A 24,708-nucleotide genomic window follows, 5' to 3' on the forward strand; every position below is an offset into this window, starting at 1 on the left:
ATGAAGAAGTGGCATGAACTTTCAATCGTAGAGTTAGCCCACCAATATAGGACGAAGGAAATATCCCCGGTTGAAATAGTGGATGCAACTTTTCAACGGATCAAAGAACAAGATGGCATGTTGAATAGCTTTATCACTGTTTTAGAAAGTGAAGCGTTGGAGCAGGCGAAGAAAGCTGAAAAAACCTTCATGGAAAATGAGGACGTGCACGTTCTGAGCGGTATTCCTTTTTCAGTGAAAGATCTATTTGATACAGATGGAATTAGGACGACTTGTGGGTCCAAAATTTTAAAAGATTATGTACCTTCCACAACTGCTCCAATCATTAAAGAGTTGGAAGAACTTGGAGCCGTGCTGATCGGAAAGACCAATATGCTCGAATTTGCCTATGGAATTGTCCACCCGGACTACGACCAAACAAATAATCCTTGGAATCCGGCTAAAACATCAGGAGGTTCCAGCGGAGGTTCCGCAGCTTCAGTTGCTGCGGGCTTAGGGTTCTTTTCTTTAGGATCGGACACAGGGGGGTCTATAAGAATCCCCGCCTCTTACTGCGGGATAGCTGGTTTAAAGCCAACTTATAGATTGCTTTCACTAAAAGGGGTATTCCCGCTTTCTCCATCACTTGACCATATCGGGCCGATGGCAAAAACAGCTGAGGATTTATCCGTTTTAATGAATTCCTTGACAATTATCAGGCCTGGAACGGTTTATGACCAGGGAAAGGTTCCGGTTGTCGGCATCCTTAAAGAAGAATGCCTAAAAGATATAACAGACAATGTGAAAAATGTTTACAGTCAAACAATCCAATTAATAAAAAGAATGGGCTGGGAAGTAAAGGAGATTACCTTAAAGTATTTTGACAGAACAGAAGAACTAATTATGAAAGTTCTTTTGCCAGAAGCCGCGCTTATACACGAGAAGTGGCTGGACAGGAGTGAGGATTATTCCCCGCTGACCTTCAGCCAGATCGAAGCTGGCCTGAATCAGAACACCTTGACATATTTAAGGGCAAAAAAGGAATGCGATCTCGCTTCCGAGGATGTTGATAACGTATTCAAGGAGGTTGACATCATCTTCATGCCTACTGTACCTTACCCGGCACCGGATGAAGATCCGGCGTTGGAAGTAGATGATGAAATGATGTTCACGGGGCTTTTCAACATAACCGGACATCCTGCTGTGTCCATCCAGGCCGGTTTTTCCAAAGATGGAATGCCGATTGGCATGCAATTGGCAGGGAGAAAGTATGGAGATTCATGGCTTTTGTATAAAGCATCCCAATTAGAAAATCAACTGGCTGGAATGAGAGGAAAAATGTGAATGTCAAAAATTCTTGATTATTTAAAGGAAAATCAGTTATCAATGACTGAAACCCTGCTGGCTTTGACAAGAGCCGAATCACCATCCTACTCCAAAATCGATGTTGATTATTGTGGTGAAGTTCTAAGGAATGAGTACACGAGGCTAGTTGGCGGAAATGTGGACGTGATTGAAAAAGAGGAAGTTGGCAATCAGTATAAATTTTCCTTTGGACCTGATAACGGTTTGAAACAGGTATTAATTATAGGCCATATGGATACGGTCTGGGATGTTGGAGCACGGCCAATTAGACAGGATGGAGACATTCTGTATGGACCAGGTGTTTTTGACATGAAAGGCGGTCTTACCATCACACTCTGGGCACTAAAAGCTATTAAAGAGACTGGTGCCTTTCTGGATCGGAAGATTACCTTCCTTGTCACGAGTGATGAAGAAATCGGAAGCAGTCACTCAAAAGAATTAATAGAAGAAGAGGCAGTAAGAAGTTCGGTTGTCTTTGTGCCTGAATCCAGTATCGGACCTGATGGAGCAGTGAAAACGGAACGTAAAGGAGCAGGGCAATTTCTTTTAAGAATTGAAGGAATAACCGCCCATGCGGGTATCAATGCATGGGACGGCGCGAGTGCGACCGAAGAGCTAGCTTATCAAATTCTGGACCTCAAAAAACTGGCAGACAGAGGGGAAGGAATTTCGGTTAATGTTGGGGTTGTCCAAGGCGGAACGAGGGCAAATGTTATCGCGAAAGAAGCGACGGCAGAAATTGATGTCCGGATAACAAAGAAATCGCAGGCAAAAAACCTATTGGATAAAATTCTCAATCGCCCCACCTTTGTCAAAGGAACAAAGGTCCATGTTGAAGGGGTTTTGGAAAGATATCCGCTTGAGAGGAATGAGCATGTAATTGAGCTCTATGAGCAACTAAAAGAAATTGCTAATGCGCATGGGTATGCATTGGGAGAGGGTTCTTCAGGCGGCGCATCGGACGGGAATTTTACCGCTGGGCTTGGCATTCCCACTATTGATGGCTTAGGGCCGATCGGTGATGGAGCACACGCGGAAACTGAACATGTTCTATTATCCAATCTTCCAAACAGGGCGGCGCTTTTGGCGGAAATCATCCTGAAAAATGCGGGGAACCCAAAGGAGGAGGAACTTTATGTACATGATGGATCTAACAGCCAGTCAGTTTAAGGAAATAAAAAAGAAGGTAGGAACCGTTCTTCTGCCAATCGGCATGATGGAAACACATGGCCCGCACTGTTCACTGGGCACAGATGTCTGGATACCAAGAGAATTTGTCAAAAGGCTTGATAAACTGATTGGCGATAAAGTTCTCATAGCGCCAGAAGTGCCCTATGGCCATTCCTGGGCTCTCGCACCTTTTGAAGGAACGATTGATATTTCAGCAGAAACCTTTTCCCAATATGTTTATGAAATCGGCAAAGAATTCAACAGGAATGGGTTTGATGAAGTCATCCTTTTTAATGGACACGGGGGAAACATTCCAAGCCTGATGATTGTTGCCGAGAAACTAGCCGACCTCAATATGAAAGTATTGACGATTAATTGGTGGACAGATTACCGCGAACAGATTTTAGGGATTACGAAAGGGCCGGGCCATGGAGGAGAAGATGAGACTTCATTGGTTCTTGCAATTGATGAGAAGCTTGCCGATCCATCACTGGCGGGAGACTGGAAAGTCAGCCTCAATCCAAAACTCAAATTTTTCAATATGGGGAAGACATTATATAAAGATGGATACATGGGAGATGCAGGCAGTGCCACAGCTGAAAAAGGCGAAAGGCTGTACGAAATGATGATCGAACTGATTTTGAAAGATATTGAAGAGCTTTGGAAGTTGCAAAGTAATTCCGAATTATAAAAGGGAGGCATAACAATGAGTCTAGAAACAAAAGGAACCAAGCAAGTGTTGAGATGGCTGGATGAAGGAGCAGGGGAAAAAGTCGTTGATATCGTAGTCAGCTTGAATGAACAGGCTGGAAAGTTGCATGGACAGGAAGTGGCAACCGCCAGTTATAGTGATGTGAAACCCACATTAAAAACATTTGATGAAATTGGAGTAGCCCTTGACGAGGTTGAAACTGTTCTGAAGAAAAAAGAGGGGCACGAAGGCGAGTATTTGAAGGCCATGGTGAACGGCTTCCGTTACTTCGCCCGAAGCCTCCAGGGAGACGATGTCCCTTACAACGAGTTAATTGAAAACATCCAGGAACTCCCGTCAGACCTGATTTCCGATGAACAGTTAAGCCACGCAAGGGAGTTGGTTGACAGCGGGCTTAGCAATCTAGGTTATAAGGGCACTCTTCGCGAAAAATCGGAGGCATGGCGATCGAATACATTGATTGACCCAGAGCAGGTGACTGCTGTAGCCGAAAATTTCCGTGAAATCAGCAAGCAGGGGACGTTGAAAAGAGTCATAAGCCTACCGGAAGAGGATGGAATCGACTGGATTAAACCAATCAGGGGCGTTTTTTGGAGCGGGTATTCCAAATATACCGGTGATTACCGTGGTAATCTTACTTTTAATATTGACCGGCCGTGGACAGAACCGATTTTGGCGCAAATTATGACTCATGAGGCTTACCCGGGCCACCAGGCATTTTATTGCCGCTGGGATTATTTGTTCCAACAAGGAAAACTTCCGCTTGAAGCATCGTACTATTTAATCAATAGTCCAACAAACGCGTTATTTGAAGGCGGACCGGAAACCGCACTAAGCTTCCTTGGCTGGGATGATGTGAGCGAGGAAACACAAGATATAAAAGATGAACAGAAGCAGCAATATTTGTTAGCCCGGAATTTCCTTGATTATCAAAGGATGTTTACAACCAACGCCTGCTATATGTATAACCTCGGCCAGATTTCAAAAGAAGAAGCAATAGATTATTTAATCAATAAGGGCGGCATCACGGAAATAGAGGCAAATAACGCTTTCCGCTTTTTCTCTGACCCTGTGCAAAAAACCTATTTCCCTTGTTACTTCTATGGCCGCTGGATGGTTGGCAATGCTTACAAAGGGACTCCAAAGGATAAGCGAAGTGAATTCTTCTCCATTCTTTATGATACACCGCATACGACCAAGACGTTTATTAAGGCAATCAGCCAATTGCATGGCAAGGAATTCGATGCCTTTAATACTTTGAAACAGTAAGGACAGGAAAGAGGGATGGCGATGAAAGGAGACCAATTGTCACTAAGAGAAAGAGAGATTATGGCAAGGATAAATGCTGAAAGCTTGATGGAATACAACCGGAATATTGCCCGGGAAGTACGTCTATCTGGGTCTGAGGAAGAGCTCCGGGCATTTCATTATGCAAAACAAGTCCTAGAAAGCCTCGGAATGGAAACAGAACTCTCCTTTCACGATGCCTATATTTCATTGCCCAATGGAGCGAGTCTGAAAGCTGGCAAGGCGGACATTCCATGCATCACTCACTCAATGGCACCTACTACTGTCGGCCTGGTCGGAGAGCCGATCTATATTGGGCGCTTTAACGAGGAGAAAGCTGTAGTTTGCAAAGGTAAAATTGCCCTGATCGAGGGGATTGCCAATCCGAGTATCATTACCCGGCTTGAAGCAGTGGGTGCGGCAGGGGCCATTTTTATAAATGGAGTATACACTCATGAGATGATTGTTTCGACTGTATGGGGAAGTCCGACAAAAGAAAATATGGACCTAATGCCCCGGATACCAGTGGTCTCCATTAATGATAACAGCGGGAAAAAATTGCTGGAAATGATGGCCGGCAGACTTGCTGAAGTGGAAATTACTACAAAGGTAGAGACAGCATGGAAGACAATCCCGACCTTAATAGCTGAAATAAAGGGGAATGAGGAGCCGGAACATTTTATTTTGTTCAGCGGGCATATCGATTCATGGCATTACGGTGCCATGGATAATGGTTCAGCTAATGCTTCCATGCTGGAAATCGCGAGGGTCCTCTCCGATTTTCAAGCAGATTTAAGCAGGACGGTCAGATTCGCATTTTGGTCAGGGCATTCTCATGGAAGATATGCGGGTTCACAGGCATATTGTGATGAGAATTGGGAAGACATCCATGAAAATTGTGTGATGCATTTTTATATTGATTCAGTTGGGGGGAAAGGTGCAACAATCCTTAGTGAAAGCAATTGTATGGCAGAAACGAAAGAAATTGCCGCGCTATATGTAAAGGAAGTTGCAGGGCAAAATTATATTGGCAGCAGATACGGAAAATATGCCGATCAATCGTTTTGGGGGGCTGGAGTCCCATCATTATTTATGGGAATGTCAGAACAGCCTCTTTCGGACGACCCTAGGTCACAAAAGGTTTTTGACGTATTCGCAGGGAAGGAAGCAGGAGGCTTTGGCTGGTGGTGGCACACAGTCGAGGATACCATTGACAAAATTGACCCGGCTAACCTAAAACGGGATTGTGAAATTTATGCCATGTCCATTTATAAAGTGGCAACTGAACCAATTCTTCCAATAAACCAATTGGAAGCTGTTAGGGAAATCAAGAATATTATTCTTAAATTTCAAACTTTAGCCGAAAACAAGATAAATTTAAACGGGACTGTTGATAGGTTAATAAAGCTTGAAATCTTATTAAATACTTTTGATTTGAATTTATACCGCGAGAGCCCACCAGAATTACGAAAACAAATCAATCGGACGATCATGAATTTATCTCGTTGCCTTGTCCCAATCAATTATGTTGGAACAGATGTATTTGAGCATGACCCTGCTATTGCCTTAAAGCCAATTCCGTCATTGGCAGATCTATACAAAATCGCTTCCGTTGAGGAAGGGACACATGAATTTCATTTACTTAAAACGGCAATCACTAGAAAATTGAATAAGGTTAATTATCTATTAAAATTGGCAACTAAAGAAGCGGAAAAAATCGCTGATGTTCCAGTTGTTATTCAATAATAGGAAAAAGAGAGCAGGAACGACTGCTCTCTTTTCAATTATTCTTCTCCGGGCTTCATCATATGAAGTGGCGGTGGGACGAGCCAGCCTTTTTCCTTGTTCAAGCGAAGGAAACGCGCGCCTAGCTGGGCTTTCGTCATGTGGAATTCACCGAAAAGCAAAGCGATGTCTTCCCGGATGCTGTTCCCCATCACGCCGCTGCAGGTGACCAGGCCGGCTGCGATGTTTGCCGAAGCGGCATAAGAAATTTCATTGTCCATGAACCTCGCTCCGGGAGGGATGCTTTCCAGGTCGGCTAACGGCCTTTCGGGAGGCGTAGGGGGAAGCCCGATTCCATTTTCTTTCAAAATTTCCTCCACCCGCTTTTCCTCTGTCTGGCACGCTTGGATACTTTCCTCAATCAGATTTCTTAAATCTTTGTCCCCAATATGGTTCAAAAACGTCTGATAGGCGGCTTTCATTGCCTTGCTGCCTAATACATAGGACCAAAGTGCATACACTTCCCCGTAATGGAGTGGTTCGTTTTGCGGATTGCCACTTAAAATACCCATTTTATGAACACTTCCTTTTTTTAATAATCCTTCCACAAGAATAGGTTTTCTAGTATCGAAAAAAATATTCGCTATTTATCCGGGAAAAAAAGCCGCTGGCACTTGGCCGGCGGCTTTTGAAATAGCATTTACATAGTTTTTTTTTCTTTTAAGGTTTGTTGGCATCAATAAAGGTAATCAATTCTTCGAGGCTTGCAGACTGGAAAACTGGGCCTTTTTGATCAAAAAGGACATAGCATGGATCGCTTTTTAATTCAAGGTCCGGATAGATGATTTTTGCCTGTTTCGAGTTTTCCAGGCTTAGGATTTCATTGACATATTGAATGACCTGTTTATTCGTTTCGAGCGGATTTTTTTCACTTTGCGGGCCTATGGCAAGCATGGAATACGTATGCCTTTCGACTGGGAGCAACTGCGGGTAGACAAAGTCAGTGACAACTGGCTCAACCTTCTCCACATTAATTTTAAAAACATAGTCGGCATGGCCATGATAAAAGTTGGCTTTTACAAGGATGTCATGCTTTCCCTCGGATAAATCCGGCACAGAAAAGGAACCGTCTTTAACTTTATTCAGAGCAGGTTTTTTCTCATCGGGATTCAGGACTGCTGTCTGGAGGGAGGTCGGCTCAATGGAAAAATGCAAATCAATTGAATCGCCAGCAGCGGCTTGTACGGCCTTAAGTTCTTTTGCAAGGTCTTCCGGTTTGCCTTTATCAGCCTCGTCGGCCTTTCCTTTTTGCGACCAGGCGTATGAGCCGGTAATGGTTTCAACTTCTTTGCTGCCCAGGGTAAACTCTGGCTTAGGAAGATTTTTTTCAAGATTAGTGTCCTGGCAGCCTGCCAGCAACAAGAAAAGCAATGTAAGCGGAACGATGAATTTTTTCATGGGAGCCATCCTTTTATTTAATTTGTATATAACTTCACAATAGCACAAAACAACCCGCGTCTTCCGTTCCTTTTGTGGAAGAATCGTGAAAAAATCAATTTCACGCTTCTTCCTATATAATAGAGATAACTTGCAAACATAATAGGAAAAGAGGGATAGGATGGCCACCACGATAGGAATCGATGCCGGCGGTACACTGCTAAAAATCGCCTATACGGAAAATGGAAAAACAAAATTCCGTCAGAGTGATTATTCAAAGGCTGATTCACTGCTTCAATGGTTGAAAATGCTTGCACCGAATGCCGCTGTTTCCATAACCGGCGGAAGAGCGAGATGGGCGAAAGAGAATTTTTTTCCGAGTGCTTTTTTGGCTGATGAATTCCAGACACTCTGCACGGGGGCATCCATGCTATATTCAAAGGACGCAGATGCTGTAGGAACTCAATTTCTTCTTGTGAATATTGGAACTGGAACTTCAATTCACCTTGTTGGAAACGGGAGCTGCAAAAGGCTCGGAGGAACCGGGCTTGGCGGCGGAACATTGACCGGTCTTGGGCAGCTGTTGGCTGGTACTTCCGACTTCGATGACCTAGTAAGTCTCGCATCAAAAGGTGATCGACGAAAAGCAGACTTGCTAGTCAAAGATATTTATGGAGATGGCAGGGAACCACTGAGCGGTGAACTGACTGCCGCCAATTTTGGTAAGAGTTCGTCTGCGGACAAGGCAGACCTAATGGCAGCGCTTATGAACTTGATCGCTGAAACAGTGGTGCTGCTAAGCTCTCAGGCCGCACTGTCAGAGAAAGTGGAGTCGGTTGTTTTTGCCGGCAGCACGCTGACAGCGAACCAGCCGCTTAAAGACAGCCTTGCCGCATACACGACAATGTTCGGCTTGAAACCGGTATTTTTGGAGAACGGGGAATTTTGCGGAGCGCTTGGTGCGTTAATGGAGAATAGGGGAGCTGAATGAGCTAGCGATAAAAGTCGCTTGAAGAAAGGTCCCGCATGAGTCAGAATAAGAGTGAGAATGGTTGAAGAAGGTGGCAAATTTGGAAAAAAGGTTTTTTACGATTGGAATGGCGGGCCATATAGACCATGGCAAAACTTCGTTAACGAGAGCATTGACGAATGTAGATACAGACCGCCTGAAAGAAGAAAAAGAGCGGCAAATTTCAATTGAGCTGGGCTTTGCCCCGCTTTATGAAGATAAGGAAATTCAAATTTCGGTCATTGATGTACCTGGGCATGAACGTTTTATCAGGCAGATGATTGCCGGTGTTGCCGGAATTGACCTCGTTGTCCTTGTAGTCGCTGCCGATGAAGGAGTGATGCCGCAAACGAGGGAGCATCTTGAAATCCTTGGCTTCCTTGGCATTAAAAATGGCATTGTCGCGATTACAAAAATGGACAGGGTCGAAGAAGAGTTCATTGAGTTGGTGAAGGAAGATATTCTTGAGGAGCTGATGGGCACTGTTTTTGAAAACGCCCCGTTCATGCTCGTCGACAGCCTTTCAAATAAAGGGATTGACGAACTAAAAGATCTGATTGTAACCACCTTGAAGGACCAGGAAATGAGGGATGCGAGAGGCGCGTTCAGGCTGCCGATTGACCAGGTCTTTACCGTCAAAGGACAGGGTACGGTCGTTCGCGGTACAGTCTATGAAGGGGCGGTTGAAGAAGGCCAATCATTAAAAATAATGCCGAAAGGGCAAGACGTCCGGGCACGGCAGCTTCAGGTCCACCATAACCCTGCCCCAAAAGCCTATGCGGGCCAGCGGGCGGCCATCAATATTTCTGGAGTGGCAAAAGAGGAGATTGAACGGGGCGATGTCCTCGTTTCCTCGGAGCATTTCATTGTCTCTAAGACGCTGGACGTTGCAATCCGGGTTGTCGAAGACTTGGATTATCTGGTAAAACAGCGGATGCCGGTCAAGCTCCATATCGGCACGGCCGAGGTCATGGGGCGGATTGTCTTTTTTGACAGAAATGAATTGAAAGAGGAATCTGGCGAGATTTTATGCCAGCTCAGGCTTGAGGAAGAAGTGCTGACGAAGCGGGGGGACAGGTTTATCCTCCGCAGGCCAAGCCCGCAAGAGACAATCGGCGGAGGCTGGGTGATCGACCCGCGCGGCAATAAGTACCGATTCGGGAACGAGACAATTGAAGAGCTTGAGAAGAAGAAAGCCGGCAAGCCGAAAGAGCGGATTACTGCCGCGTTGGCAGAAGCGAAAAGCCTTGATTTCAATGAGTTGATCAAAAGGACTTCGCTCGACAGCGAAACGCTTGCATCCGAATTGGAAGACCCAGAATTCCTCTTGTACAACGGAAAGGAATATACGCTCCAGTCGATGGTTCACGTAATTGAAGAGGATATGTATGACAGGCTGCAGGATTTCCATAACCAGTATTCGATGAAACAAGGGTTGAATAAGGCGGAACTGCTTCAAACGATGAACAAGTCATTTCCGAAGGGGCTGCTTGATTATACGGTTGAGCAGGCGATCTCCCAAGGGACTTTTGCCAGTAGAGGACAGTACGTTTCAGTGGCAAAATTCACGCCGCATGTCCCGAAAAGCTGGCAAAAACGGGCGGAAAATCTTGTTGAAGAATTAAAACGGGATGGGCTGCAGGTCCGTTATCTCGCAGATTATTTTTCAAAAGCCGGCATTCCAGACAGCCTGGCTGGCGATTTGCAAAGGTTTTTAGAGGAAACCGGCCAAATTGTTCCGCTAGACGGGCAACATTTTTATCATGGGGATGTGTTTGCAGCGGCTGTCCAGTCCATGCGTAAAAGGACCGGTTCAGAGTTTGAAGTGGGGGATGCGAAGGAAATCCTTGGGCTTTCACGGAAGTATATGATTCCTTTCCTTGAACGGCTCGATGCAAAAGGGCTGACGAAGAGGATTGAGAACAAAAGGGTATGGCAGGATAGATAAATAAAATGACGCGCCGGCGATGAACCGGCGCGTTTTTTTTTGTAATTCAGTTTCAGCGGCTAGGGGCGTGGGGTCTAAAGTGAATCCGTCAAGAAGGCAAAAACCGCCTTCTGGCCATCTCGTCTAAAGCCTGTCGCCCCTGATCGAGCCACTTACACTTTTTATTCTTAAATCGCTTTTTTAATTTTATTTAAGTTATAAAACTTTCTAATATTATTGAATGTAACTTTTAAGACGGAAAACAGTGGAATCGCGATGATGATTCCGATAAACCCATAGACCGAGCCCGCAATCAATAGGACAAAAATGACGGTGAGCGGGTGGAGGTTCAGTTTGTTTCCCATGACTCTAGGCGTAATTAGATTCCCCTCCAGCTGCTGAACAAAAAACATGACAAGCAGGACTTTGATGACAAGCATTGGGCTGTCAGTTAGAGCAATCATTACCGCAGGCAAAATACCAAGAATTGGCCCGAGAAACGGTACAACAGCCACGCTCGTTGCAAATAAAGCCAGGAGCAGGGCGCTATCAAGACCAATCATCAGATAGCCGCCATAGAGGAGAATGCCGTCCGCTACCGCAATGATGAATTGGCCGACGATATAGGAAGAAAGGGTCTTATCTATGTCCAAAAGAATTTTCCTGCCCTCATCCTTTCTGTCATCCGGTAAATGCTTTAATAGGGCAGGCTGGAGCTTTTCGCTGTCCTTAAGGAGATAAAAGACAATGAAGGGGACAACAGCCAGAACGGTTACAACGCTAGCAATCGCTGAAACAACATTCCCAATATTTTTTTCTGCCTTATGAAAAACTTTCCCAACCATGCTTCTGGCCTTGCTGCCGAGATTGTCTACTGATTGTTTCGCATTTTCATTGTTTTTAACCATTTCTTTTGATTGATCCGTAAACTCAGCGACCTTAGCAGGAAAATGAGCGCTGATTTCTTTTACTTGGTTGGCAATGGAAGGGCCGGCAAAATGGAAAAATACATAACCGAGCCCGAAAAGCAAAGCAAATACGAGCAAAATGCTAGGTGTCTTTGGAATATATCTTGAAAGAAGGCGGACTGGCGGCCTTAAAATATAGTACAAGAATCCGGATATCAAAAGAGGGAAAAATACAGTCGCGACAAGCTTTTGGAAAGGCCATAAAAAATAATCGATTTTTCCGAGCAGAAATATGATTAGTAAAAGCATGATTACCGCAGTTCCATACCTGAAAAAAGGTTTTTCAATCCACATATACATCCTCCGATTTCTATCTCTATTACAAGGCTTTTTCCCTCTTTAGTCGCTAATGTAAACAAGAGAAAGTTTTGCGAAAAATTCATAGTTTTAGTAATTGACTTTTCATTATGAAGGAAATATAGTTATACACGTGAATAGTTAAACTGTTTAACTACCTTCGGGAAGGGCGTGCTAAAAACATTGGATCTACAGACAATCCAAAAGCTAATAGACAGATATATTGCGGTTTCATTTTCTGTAAATAAAAAAGGCGAATCGATGCTCAAGGAACAGATTGGCAGCGATTTGACGAATGACCAGCACTACATGCTCCGCTATATTCGGCAAAGCGGGGAATGCACTTCTACAGAGCTTGCAGAGGTTTTCGAGGTAAATAAGAGTGCCATTACAGCGATTATTACTCGGCTTTCGGATAAAGGCCTAGTTAAGCGGAAAAGGGATGAAGCAGACAGGCGTGTTGTTTATTTAACATTGACTGAAGAGGGAATGGATCTATTTGAAAAAACTGAACAGCGCATTCATGCACTCGTAGAGTCAATCATTACGAAATTTGAGCTGGACGAAATCACGTCGTTCATTGATACGTATGAAAAACTATCCGGCATTTTAACAGATCTTGCGCATAATCAACTGGGGGAATAAAAGCAGATGAAGTATATTTTAAAATATAAATGGCTCGTAATTGCCGCCTGGGCCGCCATTATTGCGGTACTCATGATGATTGCGCCAAATATGGAGACGCTTGTCCGGGAGAAAGGGCAGATCAACGTTCCTGACGGCTATTCATCCACTCTGGCTGGCAAAATTTTGAACGACAGCCAAAAAGATACGGGTACACGACACGAAACACAGGTGGCCCTGGTTTTCCACAGCGATAACAAGCTGACCGAGCGTGATTTTGCCGAAGCCGAAAAAGCGGTGAATAAGCTGGAGGCTGAGAAGGCGGAGCTTGGTATTACGGAAATTATGTCCCACTTTAAAGAAACGTCGCTTAAAGACCAGCTCGTTTCAAAAGATGGAAAAACCATTCTTGTTTCAGTAAAGGTCGATCTGAAGGGCCGTGAAGCAGGCGACGTCACAGAGTTTTTGTATAATGCGCTTGATGGGGTGAAGCTGGACCATTACTACACATCGAGCTGGATGATTGGCGATGACCTTGTGACCAATTCGCAGGAAGGGTTGAAAAAGACGGAATCAATTACCGTCGTGTTCATTCTGGCCGTCCTTTTGATTGTGTTCAGGTCGTTGATGGCGCCAGTAATCCCTCTGATTGCGGTCGGGGTAAGCTATTTGGCGTCTCAATCAATTGTCGCGATTCTCGTTGACAAAGCGGATTTCCCGCTATCAACATTCACACAGATTTTCCTCGTAGCAGTTCTGTTCGGAATCGGAACGGACTACTGTATCTTGCTGATGAGCAGGTTTAAGGAAGAAATGCAAAGGCATGACAATGCAAGTGATGCTGTGATTGCAACCTACCGGACCGCGGGCAAAACGGTATTTTTCAGCGCGCTTGCCGTCATGATCGGTTTTGCATCGATTGGATTTTCCGAATTTGTCCTTTACCAGTCAGCAGCAGCCGTCGCGGTCGGAGTTGCGGTGCTGATGCTCGCACTCGTAACCGTTGTCCCGTTTTTCATGGCTTTGTTTGGCCGGAAGCTGTTCTGGCCAGCAAAGGGTACACTTGAGCATAAAGATAGTAAACTATGGGCTTTCGCGGGGAGATTCGCGCTTGCCCGGCCGCTCATTGCGCTGCTGATTGTCATGGTTGTCTCTTTGCCATTCTTGTTTACGTATGATGGCAAGTTGTCCTTCAACTCTCTTGAGGAAATCGGCGACGGGTTTCATTCCATCAAGGCGTTTAATATTATCGCTGATGGGTTTGGCCCTGGTGAATCTATGCCGGCACAAGTTGTCATTAAAAATGACGAACCGATGGACAAGGCAGAATACCTTGCCGTGACAGAGAAAATGAGTGAAGAGTTGGCCAAAGTTAAAAATGTCAAAACAGTCCGTTCTGTTACAAGGCCGACCGGTGAGCCGATCGACGAGTTATACGTATCCAATCAGGCGAAAACGCTTGGCGAAGGAATCGGCAAGGGAAATGACGGCATTAAGCAAATCAGCGGCGGTTTATCTGACGCTGAGAAACAGCTCGCCGCATCCGGTCCAAAGCTGAAACAAACGACGGATGGCATCTCTAAGCTAATTTCAGGTACGAATGAACTAAAAAGCGGAATTGGAACCGTTCAGTCGAATCTAGCAAAAATTGAGGACGGTATCCGTCAGGGGGCGGCTGGGTCTGAACAGATTCGGACCGGGCTTGCGGATGTGAAGGCCAATTCAGAAATGATTTTGGAAAACCAAAAAAAGCTGCTGGCTGGATATAAAGATGCCGCTGCAGGGCTTGGCGAGTTGGAAAAGGGATATTTAGGAGTCGCCGGTGGACTTGAACAGCTGAAAGGCAGACTGGCCACTGCGGCGAATGCGATGGAGGAACTTGAAAAGAACCCGGCAGCAGTCGGAGCTTTAACGGATCCGAATTATCGTGTGGTGAAAGAGAATGTCCTTTACTCCCTTGGGATGATGACGGATCCGAACCAAGGCCTACAAGTATCTTTGGCTAAACTGAATGGCGGGCTCGCAAAAGTTCAAAATGGGGTAGGGACTGCCAATAGCGGCTTGGCCGAACTAATCACCGGCCAGGAAAAATTGGTTGCCGGAATGGGGCAGCTTATTGGTGGCATTTCGAAACAGCAGGCGGGGCTTGCCCAGCTTGCCAATGGACAAGGTCAGATAGTTGCGAATCTGCCTAGAGTTTCCAGCGGGCTCGCTGGCATCAATGACGGCCAGCAGCAACTGCTGACAGGCTTCGAGCAGCTTGATGCCCAGATGGGCGAACTGACAGATGGCCTTGGCAAAAGTGCGGACGGGCTAAATGAAGTTGCCAAGGGACTTGAACAAGCACAGGATTATTTGGGCGAAGTATCGAAAGAAGCGCAAAATGGCTTCTATATTCCTGAAGAAGTTCTTGCCAGCGGGGAATTTGACAGTGCTCTGGATGCGTATATGTCCCCCGACCGGAAAGTGATGACGATGGACGTTGTCTTCAAAGTGAATCCGTATTCAAATGAAGCAATCGATTCAATTAAGCCAATTGAGCAGGCGATTAAGCGAGTGGTGAAGGATACTGGCCTTGAAAATGCCGACATTGCCATCGGCGGTGTTTCAAGCATGCACAATGATCTGGATGCGATTTCCGGCCAGGATTATTCAAGGACTGTACTCTTTATGCTGTCAGGTATTTTCCTGATTCTGCTGCTGTTGTTCCGTTCAGTCATCATGCCGATTTACCTGATCGGATCACTTATTTTGACTTACTATACGGCAATGGCGATTTCTGAATCCATTTTCGTTAACGTCCTTGGCTATTCCGGCATCAGCTGGGCCGTGCCATTCTTTGGCTTCGTCATCCTTGTTGCGCTTGGGATCGACTACAGTATCTTCCTGATGGACCGTTTCCATGAGTTCAAGACAATGCGGGTCGAGGATGCGATCCTGGAAGCGATGAAGAAAATGGGCACAGTCATCATTTCCGCGGCTGTCATCTTGGGTGGAACCTTTGCAGCCATGATGCCTTCCGGCGTCTTATCCCTATTGCAAATCGCTACCATCCTGATGATCGGGCTTGTGTTGTACGCCTTGTTCATCCTGCCATTGTTTGTACCGGTTATGGTGAAAACCTTCGGCCAGGCAAACTGGTGGCCGTTTAAGAGGGATCGGGATGCTGCCGTTTTTGAAAGCGGAGGGGCGACGTTAAGTAAATAATTTTTTGGCAAAATTGCCGCCGGATTCATTTAATGATAAGTTCGGCGGTTTTTTCGTTTGTGGCCAATTTAGCGCTTTGCTGGGGAGATGGGTTTTGGTGGCTGGCCATTGGTTCAATATGGGGTTAAGAACATATTGAAAAAGGGCCAGCCAGAATTATAAAGCGTACGCTTTGTGAGTGGAAGGTTTTATATAACCGGCCTTTCGTATAATCGAAGTTATATTGCCGAAGGGCCAGCCAGTTAGTGCAGCGGTGCCTTGGTGGCGGGGATATGTTTGGGTAACCGGCATTTCGTAAAATAAGGGATAAATCTCACAGCTTTGATGTGTTTATTTGTGGCGAAATTTTGACAGACTCTGATATATTGAAAAATTTATTGATATATGCTATAAATTTTTCGATATATGAAAAAGTTTAGCGATATAATGAAGAAAGTCTCCGATATATTTTTTTCCAGTCCTCCCGCTCCGCAAATCACCTCAATTAATACCCTTTAAATTCCATTTAACCTCATTCTGTTAAAAAATTTGCCGCAAGAAAGGGGAATTCCAATTTGGTTGTACTCGAAAGAATGGTTCCGCTTGTCATTTTAATGCTAGACGCGCTTCTAAGAAGGATAAATCATAACCATCCTAAGAGAAAAGAGATTGAAGAAGCCTATCGAACCCACAAAGCGGGATATAATGGCGAAAAATCGGTGGATTATTACATGAATTTCCTTGATGAAGGGAAATTTCAAATTTTCAAAGGCATTCGCCTCCCAAATAAGGAGTTTCATTTTCAAATTGATACTTTGATAATCACTCCGTTTTTTGCGATCATCCTGGAAATCAAGAATTGGGGAGGGGAAATTTATTTTGACAAAGATTTCTGCCAAGTGTACCAGGAAAAGGACGGGAAGACCAATACTTATCAAAATCCTGTTTCACAAGCGATACTGCAAAAAATGCATTTAAAAGAGTGGCTGAGGAGAAACAAATTCCCCGATCTTCCAATAGAGTTCCTTGTCGTAATGAGCAATACATCGTCTCGGCTGAAGTCAGATCCCGGTTACTATGAAGTTTTTCAAAAAGTTCTGCATTCGATTAGGCTGCTTGAAAAAATCGCTCAAATTGAAAAGAAGTACAAGCAGGAAGTTATCTCCGAAAACGTAATGAAAAAACTTAAAAAGACGCTCTTGAAAAAGAATACTCCACTCAGGCCAGATATCCTGAAAAACTTCGAGATTAGCCCCACAGCTATCATCCCCGGAATCCAATGTCCCACTTGCCATACATATTCAATGAAACTTTATTATGGTAAAAGTAGGTGCCAAACGTGCAAAACCATCTCAAAAACTGCACCCTTTCTGGCTATAACCGACTATTTTTTACTTTGCGCAAACACATTAACAAACCAAGATATTAAATCATTCCTTAAAACTACAACCTCCTCTCAAACCTATTTCCTTTTGCAAAAAATGAACCTCCAAATCACTGGCACAAATAAAGGTCGGGTCTACAGCCTGCCTCTCGATTACGATTTTGAAAAAAACACGAGCCAAAATTCCATCACCGCCTATTCCAAACAAGATTAACTTCCCCAATTCGTGGTAAATGTTCTGTAAGATTGTCTAAAACAGGAGATGAGAATATGCAGGACAGAAATCCAGAGGAAAAGAGTATGTATTTTGTCGATATAAAAACCGGTGAGATTACGATGGAACCGACTCCGGAGCATACATTTACCGTGATTGCGAACGAGGATGAAATACAGGATTTAAGGGATCTGTTTGAGCAAAATTACGATGCCGATAAGAGAGGGTATTTGAGGGCGCATGTGCCATGGCAGGAATACCACACCTTTTCCGCGAATGAAAATGCCGATTACGACACTTCCATTGAATTAATTTATGCAATGCTTTACAAGCTTGGGGATGGGGAAGCGAGGAAACATATAAAGAACATGGGGATTTTGAAAGAGCAGAATTATGATAATGAGAACTTCAAGTGAAAACTACAAAAAAAGCTGTTCCAATCAAGGAACAGCTTTTTTGCGCTAAAGCATAGTACCGTGACTTACCAGCCTCGGCCGGCACCGCCGCCGCCGGAAGATCCTCCACCGCCGCCGCGTGGACCGCCACCGCCACCGCCTCCACCGCCGCCGCCCCGGCCAATCATAGACAGAAGCAGAAACGTAAAGGTACCGCGGAAGAAAACAAAATCAATGAACAGGAAACCGACAACAAGGATAATGACAAGCCAATCCGGCAATCCGCCGCTTTGTTCCGATTCAGCTGCACCGGAAGGGTTCGTTTCTCCGCTGATGCCGTCACCGGCAATCTCATTGCCGAGTGCCTGATACGTTTTCATAACGGCCTGGTTTGGGTTGCCGGCCTTGAGGGCAGGGACTGCATGCGTATCAAGGATTCGGCCGGCTTTACCGTCAGGGATAATCCCTTCAAGGCCGTAGCCAACCTCAATCCAAATTTTTCTTTCCCCCATGGCAAGGACAATTAGCACGCCATTGTCCTCTTTGGCACTGCCGAGCTTAAATTTCCGAAAAGCCTCATTCGCATAGCCTTGAATATCACGGCCGCCCATTGAGTTGACGGTCAGGACGGCCACCTGGGCGCCATTCGCCCTGTCTTCAATTTGCCTGCCCCAGCCAATAAGCTGCTGCTCTTCAACCGGGCTTAATACATCCGCGAAATCCTGGACGTATATATCGCCCCTTGGGGCAGGGATTTTGTCATCAGCAGCGAAGGCCCCCGCGCTTCCACCTAAAAGAAAAAGGACAAGCAGCGCAAAAATGGAGGAGGCCTTGAGCAGTTTCATTACTCGCCGCCCCCGAAGTCAACGTTCGGCGCTTCCTGGGAACGCGGATCGGCGCGGAAATATTCTTTTTGATCAAAGCCGGTTACCGCCGCTACGATTGCGCCTGGGAATCTTTTTACTTTTTTGTTATAGACGGCTACTTCGTCATTGTAGTCTTTGCGGGCAACGGCAATTCTGTTTTCCGTTCCGGCCAATTCATCCATCAGCTGCCTGAACTGCGCATCCGCCTTCAGGTTCGGATAGTTTTCGACGACAACCAGTAAACGGCTTAGCGCACCCGAAAGCTCTGCGTTTGCGGTTGCTTCTTCTTCAGGCGACCTGGCGCCAGCGAGCCGAGCGCGTGCATCGGAAATCGCCGTGATTGTTTCTTTTTCATGTGCCGCATAGCCCTTAACTGTATTCACTAAGTTAGGGATAAGGTCAAGCCTTCTTTGCAGCTGGTTTTCAATTTGAGCATAAGACTGGTCAACATTTTCTTCAGCAGTTACAAATCCGTTATAGCTTGACGCTAGCATTATGCCAAGTACAACGATAATAGCAATTATGATAAGTCCTGCTCCCTTAAAGCCTCTACCCATTCAAGTCACTCCTTACCTGATCATTTATACGTGTATCTTCCCTCGGGGATTGGGGTTTTAAACCCCTGGCAAATTGGACTTCAGTCCGCAATGTCAAATAATAATACGGGTAAACATCCATTTAGTTTCAAAAAAGAGTTATTTTTTTGAGAAAAGCATATGATGTACAAGGCAGTGTGCAAGAATAAAATTAGCTGTTGCCATAGAAGCCAGTACATACTATAGTTAAATGGGTATGCATAAATGCACATCATCAGGGGGAAAAAGGGGGGAAGTGCCCGATGCAGCAAGTAATGGCGTTTATGAATGAATACGGCTATTGGTTTCTCTTCCTGGCAATGGCAACCGGAATGATCATCCTTCCGCTGCCGCTCGAAGCGATTATGGGGTATTCCGGATATTTATCTTTTGAAGGTGATCTCGACTGGATTTCCTGTATCCTGGCCGCGGGCGCTGGCACTTTTGTCGGCATGATGGTCAACTACTGGATAGGCAAAAAACTTGGCTATACGTTCTTCCTTAAATATGGGCACTATGTGTATCTAAAACCGAAAACATTGGAGAATATGTCCAATTGGTTTAAAAAATACGGCAACAAGCTGTTGATTATCATATTTTTTATTCCAGGAGCAAGACATGCGATTGGTTTTTTTGCCGGTATAACAAAATTTCCACCGAGAGTGTACACAATATGCACGGCGATTGGTTCGCTCGTTTGGGTAGCGCCTTTTGTCATTATTGGAAAAATGATCGGACCAGGCTGGATGTTGGTTCATGAGCATGTAAAAACGTTTCTGCTTTCCGCGAGCGCGATTTTTCTCATCGTGTTTCTTATATATTATTTTGTGGGAAGAAAAAGTACCCGGTTTTCGGAATTCACCTGGTGGCTAAAAAGCAAGCTGTCAAAACTGTTTTAGTTAACAGCTACAAGACCAATGACTTTTAAACCAAGCATCTGCAATCGCGGATGCTTTTTTTGCGTCCATAAATGTTGGTTTTTTAGCTGCAAAATTTTAATTAGATCTTAATTGTGATTAAATAAAGGGTAGGAAGTGTTGGAAAGGAATGGTATAGGTGCGGAACCGGACGGTAAGGTTATGGACAATTCTTTCGGCGTTTTTCCTGGTCCTTTGGCTGGGAGGCCTAATTTGGGCGGTCGGCGACTTTTACGCGGGTAAACCGTCTGAACCAAAGGTGAAAGAGCCCGAAACAATGGAAAAAGTGGATAAAAATGACGATTTGCATATAGTCGCCATGGGTGATTCGCTGACAAGGGGAACAGGTGATGCAGCAGGCAGAGGCTATGTCGGCTACCTCGTCGATCAGTTGAAAGAGCGTTCGAAGGCGGATGTGAAACTTGTCAATCTTGGCATTAATGGCCAAAGGTCTGCCCAGCTTGCCGAGCAGGTAAAGCAGGCCGAAGTGAAACGCCAGCTCGGAGCGGCTGACGTCGTCCTAATTACGATTGGCGGAAACGATTTGTTCAGGGGCGGACAGGGTCTAGCCGATTTTGACAAGCAGAAGCCGGAAGAAATTCAGAAGGCATTTCTGGCAAATATGAACACGACCCTCACCGAAATAAGAGGTGCCAATAAAGACGCGACAGTTTATTTCATCGGCCTCTACAACCCATTTATAGAATTCTCGGAAGGAAAGGAAATTTCTGCGATTATTAGGCATTGGAATTTCGCCGCCGCCGAGCTGGCCGCAAAGTATCCAAAAGTCGTCTTTGTCCCGACCTTCGATTTATTCGAATTGAACGTGAACGATTATTTATATACAGATAAATTCCATCCGAATACGAAAGGCTACCAACTCATCGCTGACCGTGTCGCATCGCTGGTCGCATGGAAGGGGAAAAACTGATGTCTTCTGTCACGCTGTCTGTTAAAGATTTAAAGAAGAAGATTGGCAAAAAAGAAATCATAAAAGGGATATCCTTTGAATTGCATGAAGGGGAGGTTTTTGGGTTTCTCGGGCCGAATGGCGCGGGCAAAACGACAACAATCCGGATGCTGGTCGGATTGATTAAACCGACTGCGGGAAGCATATCCATTTGCGGCTATGACTTGAAAAAAGACTTTTCAAGAGCGATGCGGCGAATGGGCTGCATCGTCGAAAACCCCGAATTGTACCCTTATTTGTCCGGTTGGGACAACCTGGCCCATTTTGCTAGAATGCTCGAAGGGATAACGGAAGCCAGAATTAGGGAAGTGACGAAGCTTGTCGGCCTCACCGAAAGGATTCATGACCGGGTTAAGACGTATTCACTTGGTATGAGGCAGAGGCTTGGCATCGCGCAGGCGCTCCTTGGGAATCCGAGTGTGCTCATTTTGGACGAGCCGACGAACGGGCTCGATCCTGCCGGTATTCGAGAGATGAGGGAATTTATCCGCTATCTAGCCGAAAAGGAAGGATTGAGCGTCCTCGTTTCAAGTCATCTCCTAAGTGAAATCCAGCTGCTTTGTGACAGGGTCGCAATCATTTCTAAAGGCAAAGTCATTAAAACGGATACCGTTTCCGTGTTGCTTGGGAATCGGGAAAGGATTCTTTGGAAGCTGGAACCACTTGGAGCCGGCAAAAAAGTGCTCGGCAGCCTGACGAACATTGAAGTAAAGGAAGACGGTTCAATCCTGACCGAGTATAGTCCCGATAAAGCAGCCGCCTGGAACAGGCAACTCGTTGATGCAGGGGTTTCGGTGCTGGAAATGAATAGGAAGCTTCCCGTCCTTGAAGACTTGTTCCTCGAATTGACCGGGGGTGACACGATTGACTAAGCTCGTACATAATGAAATGCTGAAGCTTGTTGCAAAAAAAAGGCTGTTAGTCATTTCTGCAATTATCGCCGTTCTCGTTGCACTGTTTACATACGCCCAGCTCAAACAAGTAGAAACGCAGCGAGAGCGGATGGGCACATCCGATTGGAAGACTATCTTACAGCAGCAGATTATTGATACGCAAAACAGGCTTTCCTCAAGCAGGATCAGTGAGGACTGGAAAAAGCAGCTTCAAATCAGCCTCCAACAGCAGCAATATTACCTGGACCACAATATCAATCCCTCTGAACCCGGAGCTCCGACGTTCATGCGGATGTTTATCGAAAACTCGATTGACTTGTTCCTTCCATTAATGGTCATGGTCATCGCGAGCGATCTCGTGTCCTCCGAGCACAGCCTCGGGTCGATCAAGCTGCTTTTAACAAGGCCGGTTAAACGATGGCGTGTCCTTCTGAGCAAGTATATAACACTCTGTCTGGCAGTATCCGTCATTGTTGCGATCATGGGCTTCCTATCCTATTTAATTTCAGGGCTTGTGTTCGGATACAAGGGCTGGCAAGCTCCAATATTGACCGGATTTTCCGCATCTGGAAGCACGCTGGACACATCGGGCGTGAAGCTGGTTGAGCAGTGGAAATACCTGCTAATGGAGTTCGGGCTCGTCTGGTTCGTTGCCATTGTTATAGGTACTTTATCATTCATGCTATCCGTTTTGATTAGAAGCACCGCAGCGGGGATGGGCATCATGCTTGCCGCTCTCATATCCGGCGCCATTTTAAGCAATATGGTCTCTTCGTGGGAATCAGCAAAGTATTTCTTTATGGTCAACCTCCGTTTAACGGACTACATGAACGGAACTGCCCCTCCGATTGAAGGGATGACGTTATCATTCTCCCTAACTGTCCTGCTCGCGTGGTGGGCCGCAGCATTGTTTGTTTCCTTTTTTGTTTTTATCAAAAAGGATGTGTACTGAAGAGATTCTGTTTTTGCAAAAAGGCTTTTCTTGATAAGGCTGTCTTATAAACACTTGTTGCTTTTCTAGAATTTTCTTATTAATCCTTTGTGTTTATACTAAATATAGGAAGGAAAAGAGGGGGAGATGAAGGTGTCGTACATGCTGAAACAGATCGACCATGTCCAGCTGGCTGCTCCAGAGGGATGTGAAGACGAAGCGCGGAAATTTTATGCGGGGATTTTTGGGTTTGAAGAAATGGAAAAACCGCCTGTCTTGAAAAAACGGGGCGGCGCCTGGTTCAAGTTTGGCAGTGTTCAGCTGCATATTGGGGTGGAAGAACTATTTGTTCCGGCTAAAAAAGCCCATCCTGCTTTTGAAGTCGATAACCTAGAGGCATTAAAGGATCATTTGGAAAACAACGGAATCCAGGTAACGGAAGACGATCACCTTCCTGGCGCAAGTCGTTTTTACGTAAACGACCCTTTTGGAAATAGGCTTGAGTTCCTTGAATGGAAATAGCGACTACATAGCAAAGGAAAGAATGAAAAACCGTATTGGCACATAACAATGCGGTTTTTCGGGGTCAAAATGTTAAACGATTTCAGCGGCTTGTTGTTTCCGTTCAAATTTAATGGCAACGAGCAGGAAGGAACAGCCTGCCAACAACCGAATGATCGAGGTAATCGCCATCGCCGAAAACATGCCGAACTGGCTGAGTAAGTATACGCCGAATTGAGGTGCGATAAAGCCAATGATCGATAGAATAAACTGATAGTTTGCCAGATATGTTGACCGATTGACTTCCGGGGTGGCCTTCAAGAGCTGGTTGAACAGAAGAAGGTTCGTACCTGAAACGAATAGGCCAATCCATAAATTGAGAGCGGTCAAATAATAAAGATTGGTCGACAGCATTGTCAAAATAGGAGCTGTCGCCATCCCGGCGGCCGCCACAAACAAAACCATTGTATTGCCGTGTTTGTCGGCAGCTTTTGCCCACCACTTGACGCTGATGATTTGCGCAAGCTGGTTCGTCACTGAGAAAAAACTGAACCACAATGCGGTAGCTTGTGCTTCCCTGATATGGTAAATACTGAACAGCGACCAGGCCATTTGCGCGCCAATATTGAACAGAACAGCACATACGATAAATGCTAGAAAGGGTTTGTGCCGAAACACTTCCATCGAAAACTTCCGCTTGGCGGGTTCCGCTACCTTCGTTACATTCTCTTTCTTCACATCATTGTGTCGATATAAATAATACACTTCAACCAAGGCAAAGAGGAAACCTGCTGCTAGCAAAATTTGATAAGGATACGCATCAGTTTTGTTATATTGCTGCAGGTAAAACCCTGTCATGAATGTAACCGCCATCGCAGCGGCAGTCATCCACTGGTTTCGGGTACTGAAAAAGGCGCCCCTTCTGTTTTCCGGAATCAGATCGCCAATTAGTGTCTGCCACGATAAGCCAGACAATGCACCCGGAAAGTTCAAGGCAGCAATGAGGAAGACAAGAATCCATGGGGCAAAACTTAACTTCAAAAAAGGAATGAATAAAATAAGCATAAACATGAACCTTGTGGCAAACGTGGTTAACACCGTAAAGTTCTTTTTGCTTTTTGCTCTGTTTAGCCAATAAGCACCGGGAATGAGGGCAATCATCCCGATAATCGAAGGAAGAGAAGTAATCAACCCCATTTGTTGATTGCTCGCACCGAGGACACTCAGGGCGAACAAGGGGATATATCCATTAACAGCGGTTGTAGAAACCGTTGATGCAAGTCCGTGATAAAGACTGATTTTTTCAGTTTTATTATAGTTCAAAAGTTTTAATCTCCATTCCTTTTTAGTCACGAAATGGATTGTATAATGCAGGA

Annotated in this window: 22 protein-coding genes; 16 read left to right on the forward strand and 6 right to left on the reverse strand. The window is 45.3% G+C overall.

Annotated elements, in window-relative coordinates; all coding sequences use genetic code 11:
- The 5 genes from D1B31_RS14735 to D1B31_RS14755 are packed head-to-tail and all read left to right on the forward strand — an operon-like array spanning position 1 to position 6,259.
- Positions 1–1,323, forward strand: a complete 1,323-nt coding sequence (locus tag D1B31_RS14735; RefSeq protein WP_118921701.1) for an amidase — start codon at positions 1–3, stop codon at positions 1,321–1,323.
- Positions 1,324–2,514 (forward strand): M20 family metallopeptidase, encoded by a 1,191-nt coding sequence (locus tag D1B31_RS14740; RefSeq protein WP_118921703.1) that lies wholly within the window; start codon positions 1,324–1,326, stop codon positions 2,512–2,514. It abuts the gene before it with no gap.
- Positions 2,486–3,205 carry a creatininase family protein gene (locus D1B31_RS14745; RefSeq protein WP_158587560.1) on the forward strand — a complete coding sequence of 240 codons (720 nt, stop codon included), beginning with the start codon at positions 2,486–2,488 and terminating at the stop codon, positions 3,203–3,205. The genes D1B31_RS14740 and D1B31_RS14745 overlap by 29 nt, the downstream gene beginning before the upstream one ends.
- Positions 3,206–3,220: 15 nt before the next feature.
- The gene (locus tag D1B31_RS14750; RefSeq protein WP_118921707.1) at positions 3,221–4,495 is read left to right on the forward strand and encodes a hypothetical protein; all 1,275 of its coding nucleotides are present in this window, start codon (positions 3,221–3,223) and stop codon (positions 4,493–4,495) included.
- Between the two features lie 21 nt (positions 4,496–4,516).
- Positions 4,517–6,259, forward strand: coding sequence for a M28 family metallopeptidase (locus D1B31_RS14755; protein WP_118921709.1), 1,743 nt, complete (start codon positions 4,517–4,519; stop codon positions 6,257–6,259).
- 38 nt (positions 6,260–6,297) lie between these two features.
- Here D1B31_RS14755 and D1B31_RS14760 read toward each other — a convergent pair whose 3' ends face one another.
- A complete protein-coding gene (locus D1B31_RS14760) occupies positions 6,298–6,810 on the reverse strand; it encodes a DUF3231 family protein (protein ID WP_118921711.1) in 513 nt (170 codons plus the stop codon).
- Between the two features lie 148 nt (positions 6,811–6,958).
- Positions 6,959–7,696: a hypothetical protein gene (locus D1B31_RS14765; RefSeq protein ID WP_118921713.1), complete on the reverse strand. Its 738-nt coding sequence runs from the start codon at positions 7,694–7,696 to the stop codon at positions 6,959–6,961.
- A gap of 160 nt (positions 7,697–7,856) precedes the next feature.
- Here D1B31_RS14765 and coaW point away from each other — a divergent pair, with 160 nt between their 5' ends.
- Together coaW and selB are read left to right on the forward strand one after the other, a co-directional pair.
- Positions 7,857–8,666 (forward strand): type II pantothenate kinase, encoded by an 810-nt coding sequence (coaW, locus tag D1B31_RS14770; protein WP_118921715.1) that lies wholly within the window; start codon positions 7,857–7,859, stop codon positions 8,664–8,666.
- A 79-nt stretch (positions 8,667–8,745) separates the two neighbouring features.
- On the forward strand, positions 8,746–10,632 hold the full coding sequence (gene selB / locus D1B31_RS14775; RefSeq protein WP_118921990.1) for a selenocysteine-specific translation elongation factor: 1,887 nt from the start codon (positions 8,746–8,748) through the stop codon (positions 10,630–10,632).
- A 167-nt stretch (positions 10,633–10,799) separates the two neighbouring features.
- Here selB and D1B31_RS14780 read toward each other — a convergent pair whose 3' ends face one another.
- On the reverse strand, positions 10,800–11,873 hold the full coding sequence (locus D1B31_RS14780; protein WP_118921717.1) for an AI-2E family transporter: 1,074 nt from the start codon (positions 11,871–11,873) through the stop codon (positions 10,800–10,802).
- 186 nt (positions 11,874–12,059) lie between these two features.
- Here D1B31_RS14780 and D1B31_RS14785 point away from each other — a divergent pair, with 186 nt between their 5' ends.
- From D1B31_RS14785 to D1B31_RS14800, 4 genes are all read left to right on the forward strand, one after another.
- Positions 12,060–12,521 (forward strand): MarR family winged helix-turn-helix transcriptional regulator, encoded by a 462-nt coding sequence (locus D1B31_RS14785; RefSeq protein ID WP_118921992.1) that lies wholly within the window; start codon positions 12,060–12,062, stop codon positions 12,519–12,521.
- A 6-nt stretch (positions 12,522–12,527) separates the two neighbouring features.
- Positions 12,528–15,707, forward strand: a complete 3,180-nt coding sequence (locus D1B31_RS14790) for an MMPL family transporter (RefSeq protein ID WP_118921719.1) — start codon at positions 12,528–12,530, stop codon at positions 15,705–15,707.
- Positions 15,708–16,261: 554 nt separating this feature from the next.
- A complete protein-coding gene (locus D1B31_RS14795) occupies positions 16,262–17,284 on the forward strand; it encodes a nuclease-related domain-containing protein (protein WP_118921721.1) in 1,023 nt (340 codons plus the stop codon).
- A 56-nt stretch (positions 17,285–17,340) separates the two neighbouring features.
- Positions 17,341–17,700 carry a hydrolase gene (locus D1B31_RS14800; protein ID WP_118921724.1) on the forward strand — a complete coding sequence of 120 codons (360 nt, stop codon included), beginning with the start codon at positions 17,341–17,343 and terminating at the stop codon, positions 17,698–17,700.
- Between the two features lie 65 nt (positions 17,701–17,765).
- Here D1B31_RS14800 and D1B31_RS14805 read toward each other — a convergent pair whose 3' ends face one another.
- Positions 17,766–18,524, reverse strand: a complete 759-nt coding sequence (locus D1B31_RS14805) for a TPM domain-containing protein (protein WP_118921726.1) — start codon at positions 18,522–18,524, stop codon at positions 17,766–17,768.
- Positions 18,524–19,102 (reverse strand): LemA family protein, encoded by a 579-nt coding sequence (locus D1B31_RS14810; RefSeq protein WP_118921728.1) that lies wholly within the window; start codon positions 19,100–19,102, stop codon positions 18,524–18,526. The genes D1B31_RS14805 and D1B31_RS14810 overlap by 1 nt, the downstream gene beginning before the upstream one ends.
- Before the next feature lie 281 nt (positions 19,103–19,383).
- Here D1B31_RS14810 and D1B31_RS14815 point away from each other — a divergent pair, with 281 nt between their 5' ends.
- From D1B31_RS14815 to D1B31_RS14835, 5 genes are all read left to right on the forward strand, one after another.
- The gene (locus D1B31_RS14815) at positions 19,384–20,019 is read left to right on the forward strand and encodes a DedA family protein (protein ID WP_118921730.1); all 636 of its coding nucleotides are present in this window, start codon (positions 19,384–19,386) and stop codon (positions 20,017–20,019) included.
- A 157-nt stretch (positions 20,020–20,176) separates the two neighbouring features.
- The gene (locus D1B31_RS14820) at positions 20,177–20,968 is read left to right on the forward strand and encodes an SGNH/GDSL hydrolase family protein (RefSeq protein ID WP_118921732.1); all 792 of its coding nucleotides are present in this window, start codon (positions 20,177–20,179) and stop codon (positions 20,966–20,968) included.
- The gene (locus D1B31_RS14825; protein ID WP_118921734.1) at positions 20,968–21,879 is read left to right on the forward strand and encodes an ABC transporter ATP-binding protein; all 912 of its coding nucleotides are present in this window, start codon (positions 20,968–20,970) and stop codon (positions 21,877–21,879) included. Before D1B31_RS14820 ends, D1B31_RS14825 begins: the two co-directional genes overlap by 1 nt.
- Positions 21,872–22,852 (forward strand): ABC transporter permease, encoded by a 981-nt coding sequence (locus D1B31_RS14830; RefSeq protein WP_118921736.1) that lies wholly within the window; start codon positions 21,872–21,874, stop codon positions 22,850–22,852. Before D1B31_RS14825 ends, D1B31_RS14830 begins: the two co-directional genes overlap by 8 nt.
- Positions 22,853–22,978: 126 nt before the next feature.
- Entirely contained in the window at positions 22,979–23,353 is a 375-nt protein-coding gene (locus tag D1B31_RS14835; protein WP_420846110.1) for a VOC family protein, read from the forward strand.
- A 72-nt stretch (positions 23,354–23,425) separates the two neighbouring features.
- Here the strand turns inward: D1B31_RS14835 and D1B31_RS14840 are convergent, their stop codons facing one another.
- On the reverse strand, positions 23,426–24,655 hold the full coding sequence (locus D1B31_RS14840) for an MFS transporter (RefSeq protein WP_118921994.1): 1,230 nt from the start codon (positions 24,653–24,655) through the stop codon (positions 23,426–23,428).
- Between the last annotated feature and the right edge of the window lie 53 nt (positions 24,656–24,708).

It is taken from the genome of Neobacillus notoginsengisoli (assembly GCF_003515685.1).
Taxonomy (GTDB): domain Bacteria; phylum Bacillota; class Bacilli; order Bacillales; family Cytobacillaceae; genus Bacillus_D; species Bacillus_D notoginsengisoli.

What these genes read in the sequence shown, in the direction of transcription:
- D1B31_RS14790 (WP_118921719.1), top strand. Translation starts at nt 12,528, where the DNA reads ATGAAGTATATTTTAAAATATAAATGGCTCGTAATTGCCGCCTGGGCC.
- D1B31_RS14750 (WP_118921707.1), top strand. Translation starts at nt 3,221, where the DNA reads ATGAGTCTAGAAACAAAAGGAACCAAGCAAGTGTTGAGATGGCTGGAT.
- D1B31_RS14825 (WP_118921734.1), top strand. Translation starts at nt 20,968, where the DNA reads ATGTCTTCTGTCACGCTGTCTGTTAAAGATTTAAAGAAGAAGATTGGC.
- D1B31_RS14780 (WP_118921717.1), bottom strand. Translation starts at nt 11,873, where the DNA reads ATGTGGATTGAAAAACCTTTTTTCAGGTATGGAACTGCGGTAATCATG.
- D1B31_RS14815 (WP_118921730.1), top strand. Translation starts at nt 19,384, where the DNA reads ATGCAGCAAGTAATGGCGTTTATGAATGAATACGGCTATTGGTTTCTC.
- D1B31_RS14805 (WP_118921726.1), bottom strand. Translation starts at nt 18,524, where the DNA reads ATGAAACTGCTCAAGGCCTCCTCCATTTTTGCGCTGCTTGTCCTTTTT.
- D1B31_RS14835 (WP_420846110.1), top strand. Translation starts at nt 22,979, where the DNA reads ATGAAGGTGTCGTACATGCTGAAACAGATCGACCATGTCCAGCTGGCT.
- D1B31_RS14740 (WP_118921703.1), top strand. Translation starts at nt 1,324, where the DNA reads ATGTCAAAAATTCTTGATTATTTAAAGGAAAATCAGTTATCAATGACT.
- D1B31_RS14800 (WP_118921724.1), top strand. Translation starts at nt 17,341, where the DNA reads ATGCAGGACAGAAATCCAGAGGAAAAGAGTATGTATTTTGTCGATATA.
- D1B31_RS14745 (WP_158587560.1), top strand. Translation starts at nt 2,486, where the DNA reads ATGATGGATCTAACAGCCAGTCAGTTTAAGGAAATAAAAAAGAAGGTA.
- D1B31_RS14735 (WP_118921701.1), top strand. Translation starts at nt 1, where the DNA reads ATGAAGAAGTGGCATGAACTTTCAATCGTAGAGTTAGCCCACCAATAT.
- D1B31_RS14765 (WP_118921713.1), bottom strand. Translation starts at nt 7,696, where the DNA reads ATGAAAAAATTCATCGTTCCGCTTACATTGCTTTTCTTGTTGCTGGCA.
- D1B31_RS14810 (WP_118921728.1), bottom strand. Translation starts at nt 19,102, where the DNA reads ATGGGTAGAGGCTTTAAGGGAGCAGGACTTATCATAATTGCTATTATC.
- D1B31_RS14760 (WP_118921711.1), bottom strand. Translation starts at nt 6,810, where the DNA reads ATGGGTATTTTAAGTGGCAATCCGCAAAACGAACCACTCCATTACGGG.
- coaW (WP_118921715.1), top strand. Translation starts at nt 7,857, where the DNA reads ATGGCCACCACGATAGGAATCGATGCCGGCGGTACACTGCTAAAAATC.
- D1B31_RS14755 (WP_118921709.1), top strand. Translation starts at nt 4,517, where the DNA reads ATGAAAGGAGACCAATTGTCACTAAGAGAAAGAGAGATTATGGCAAGG.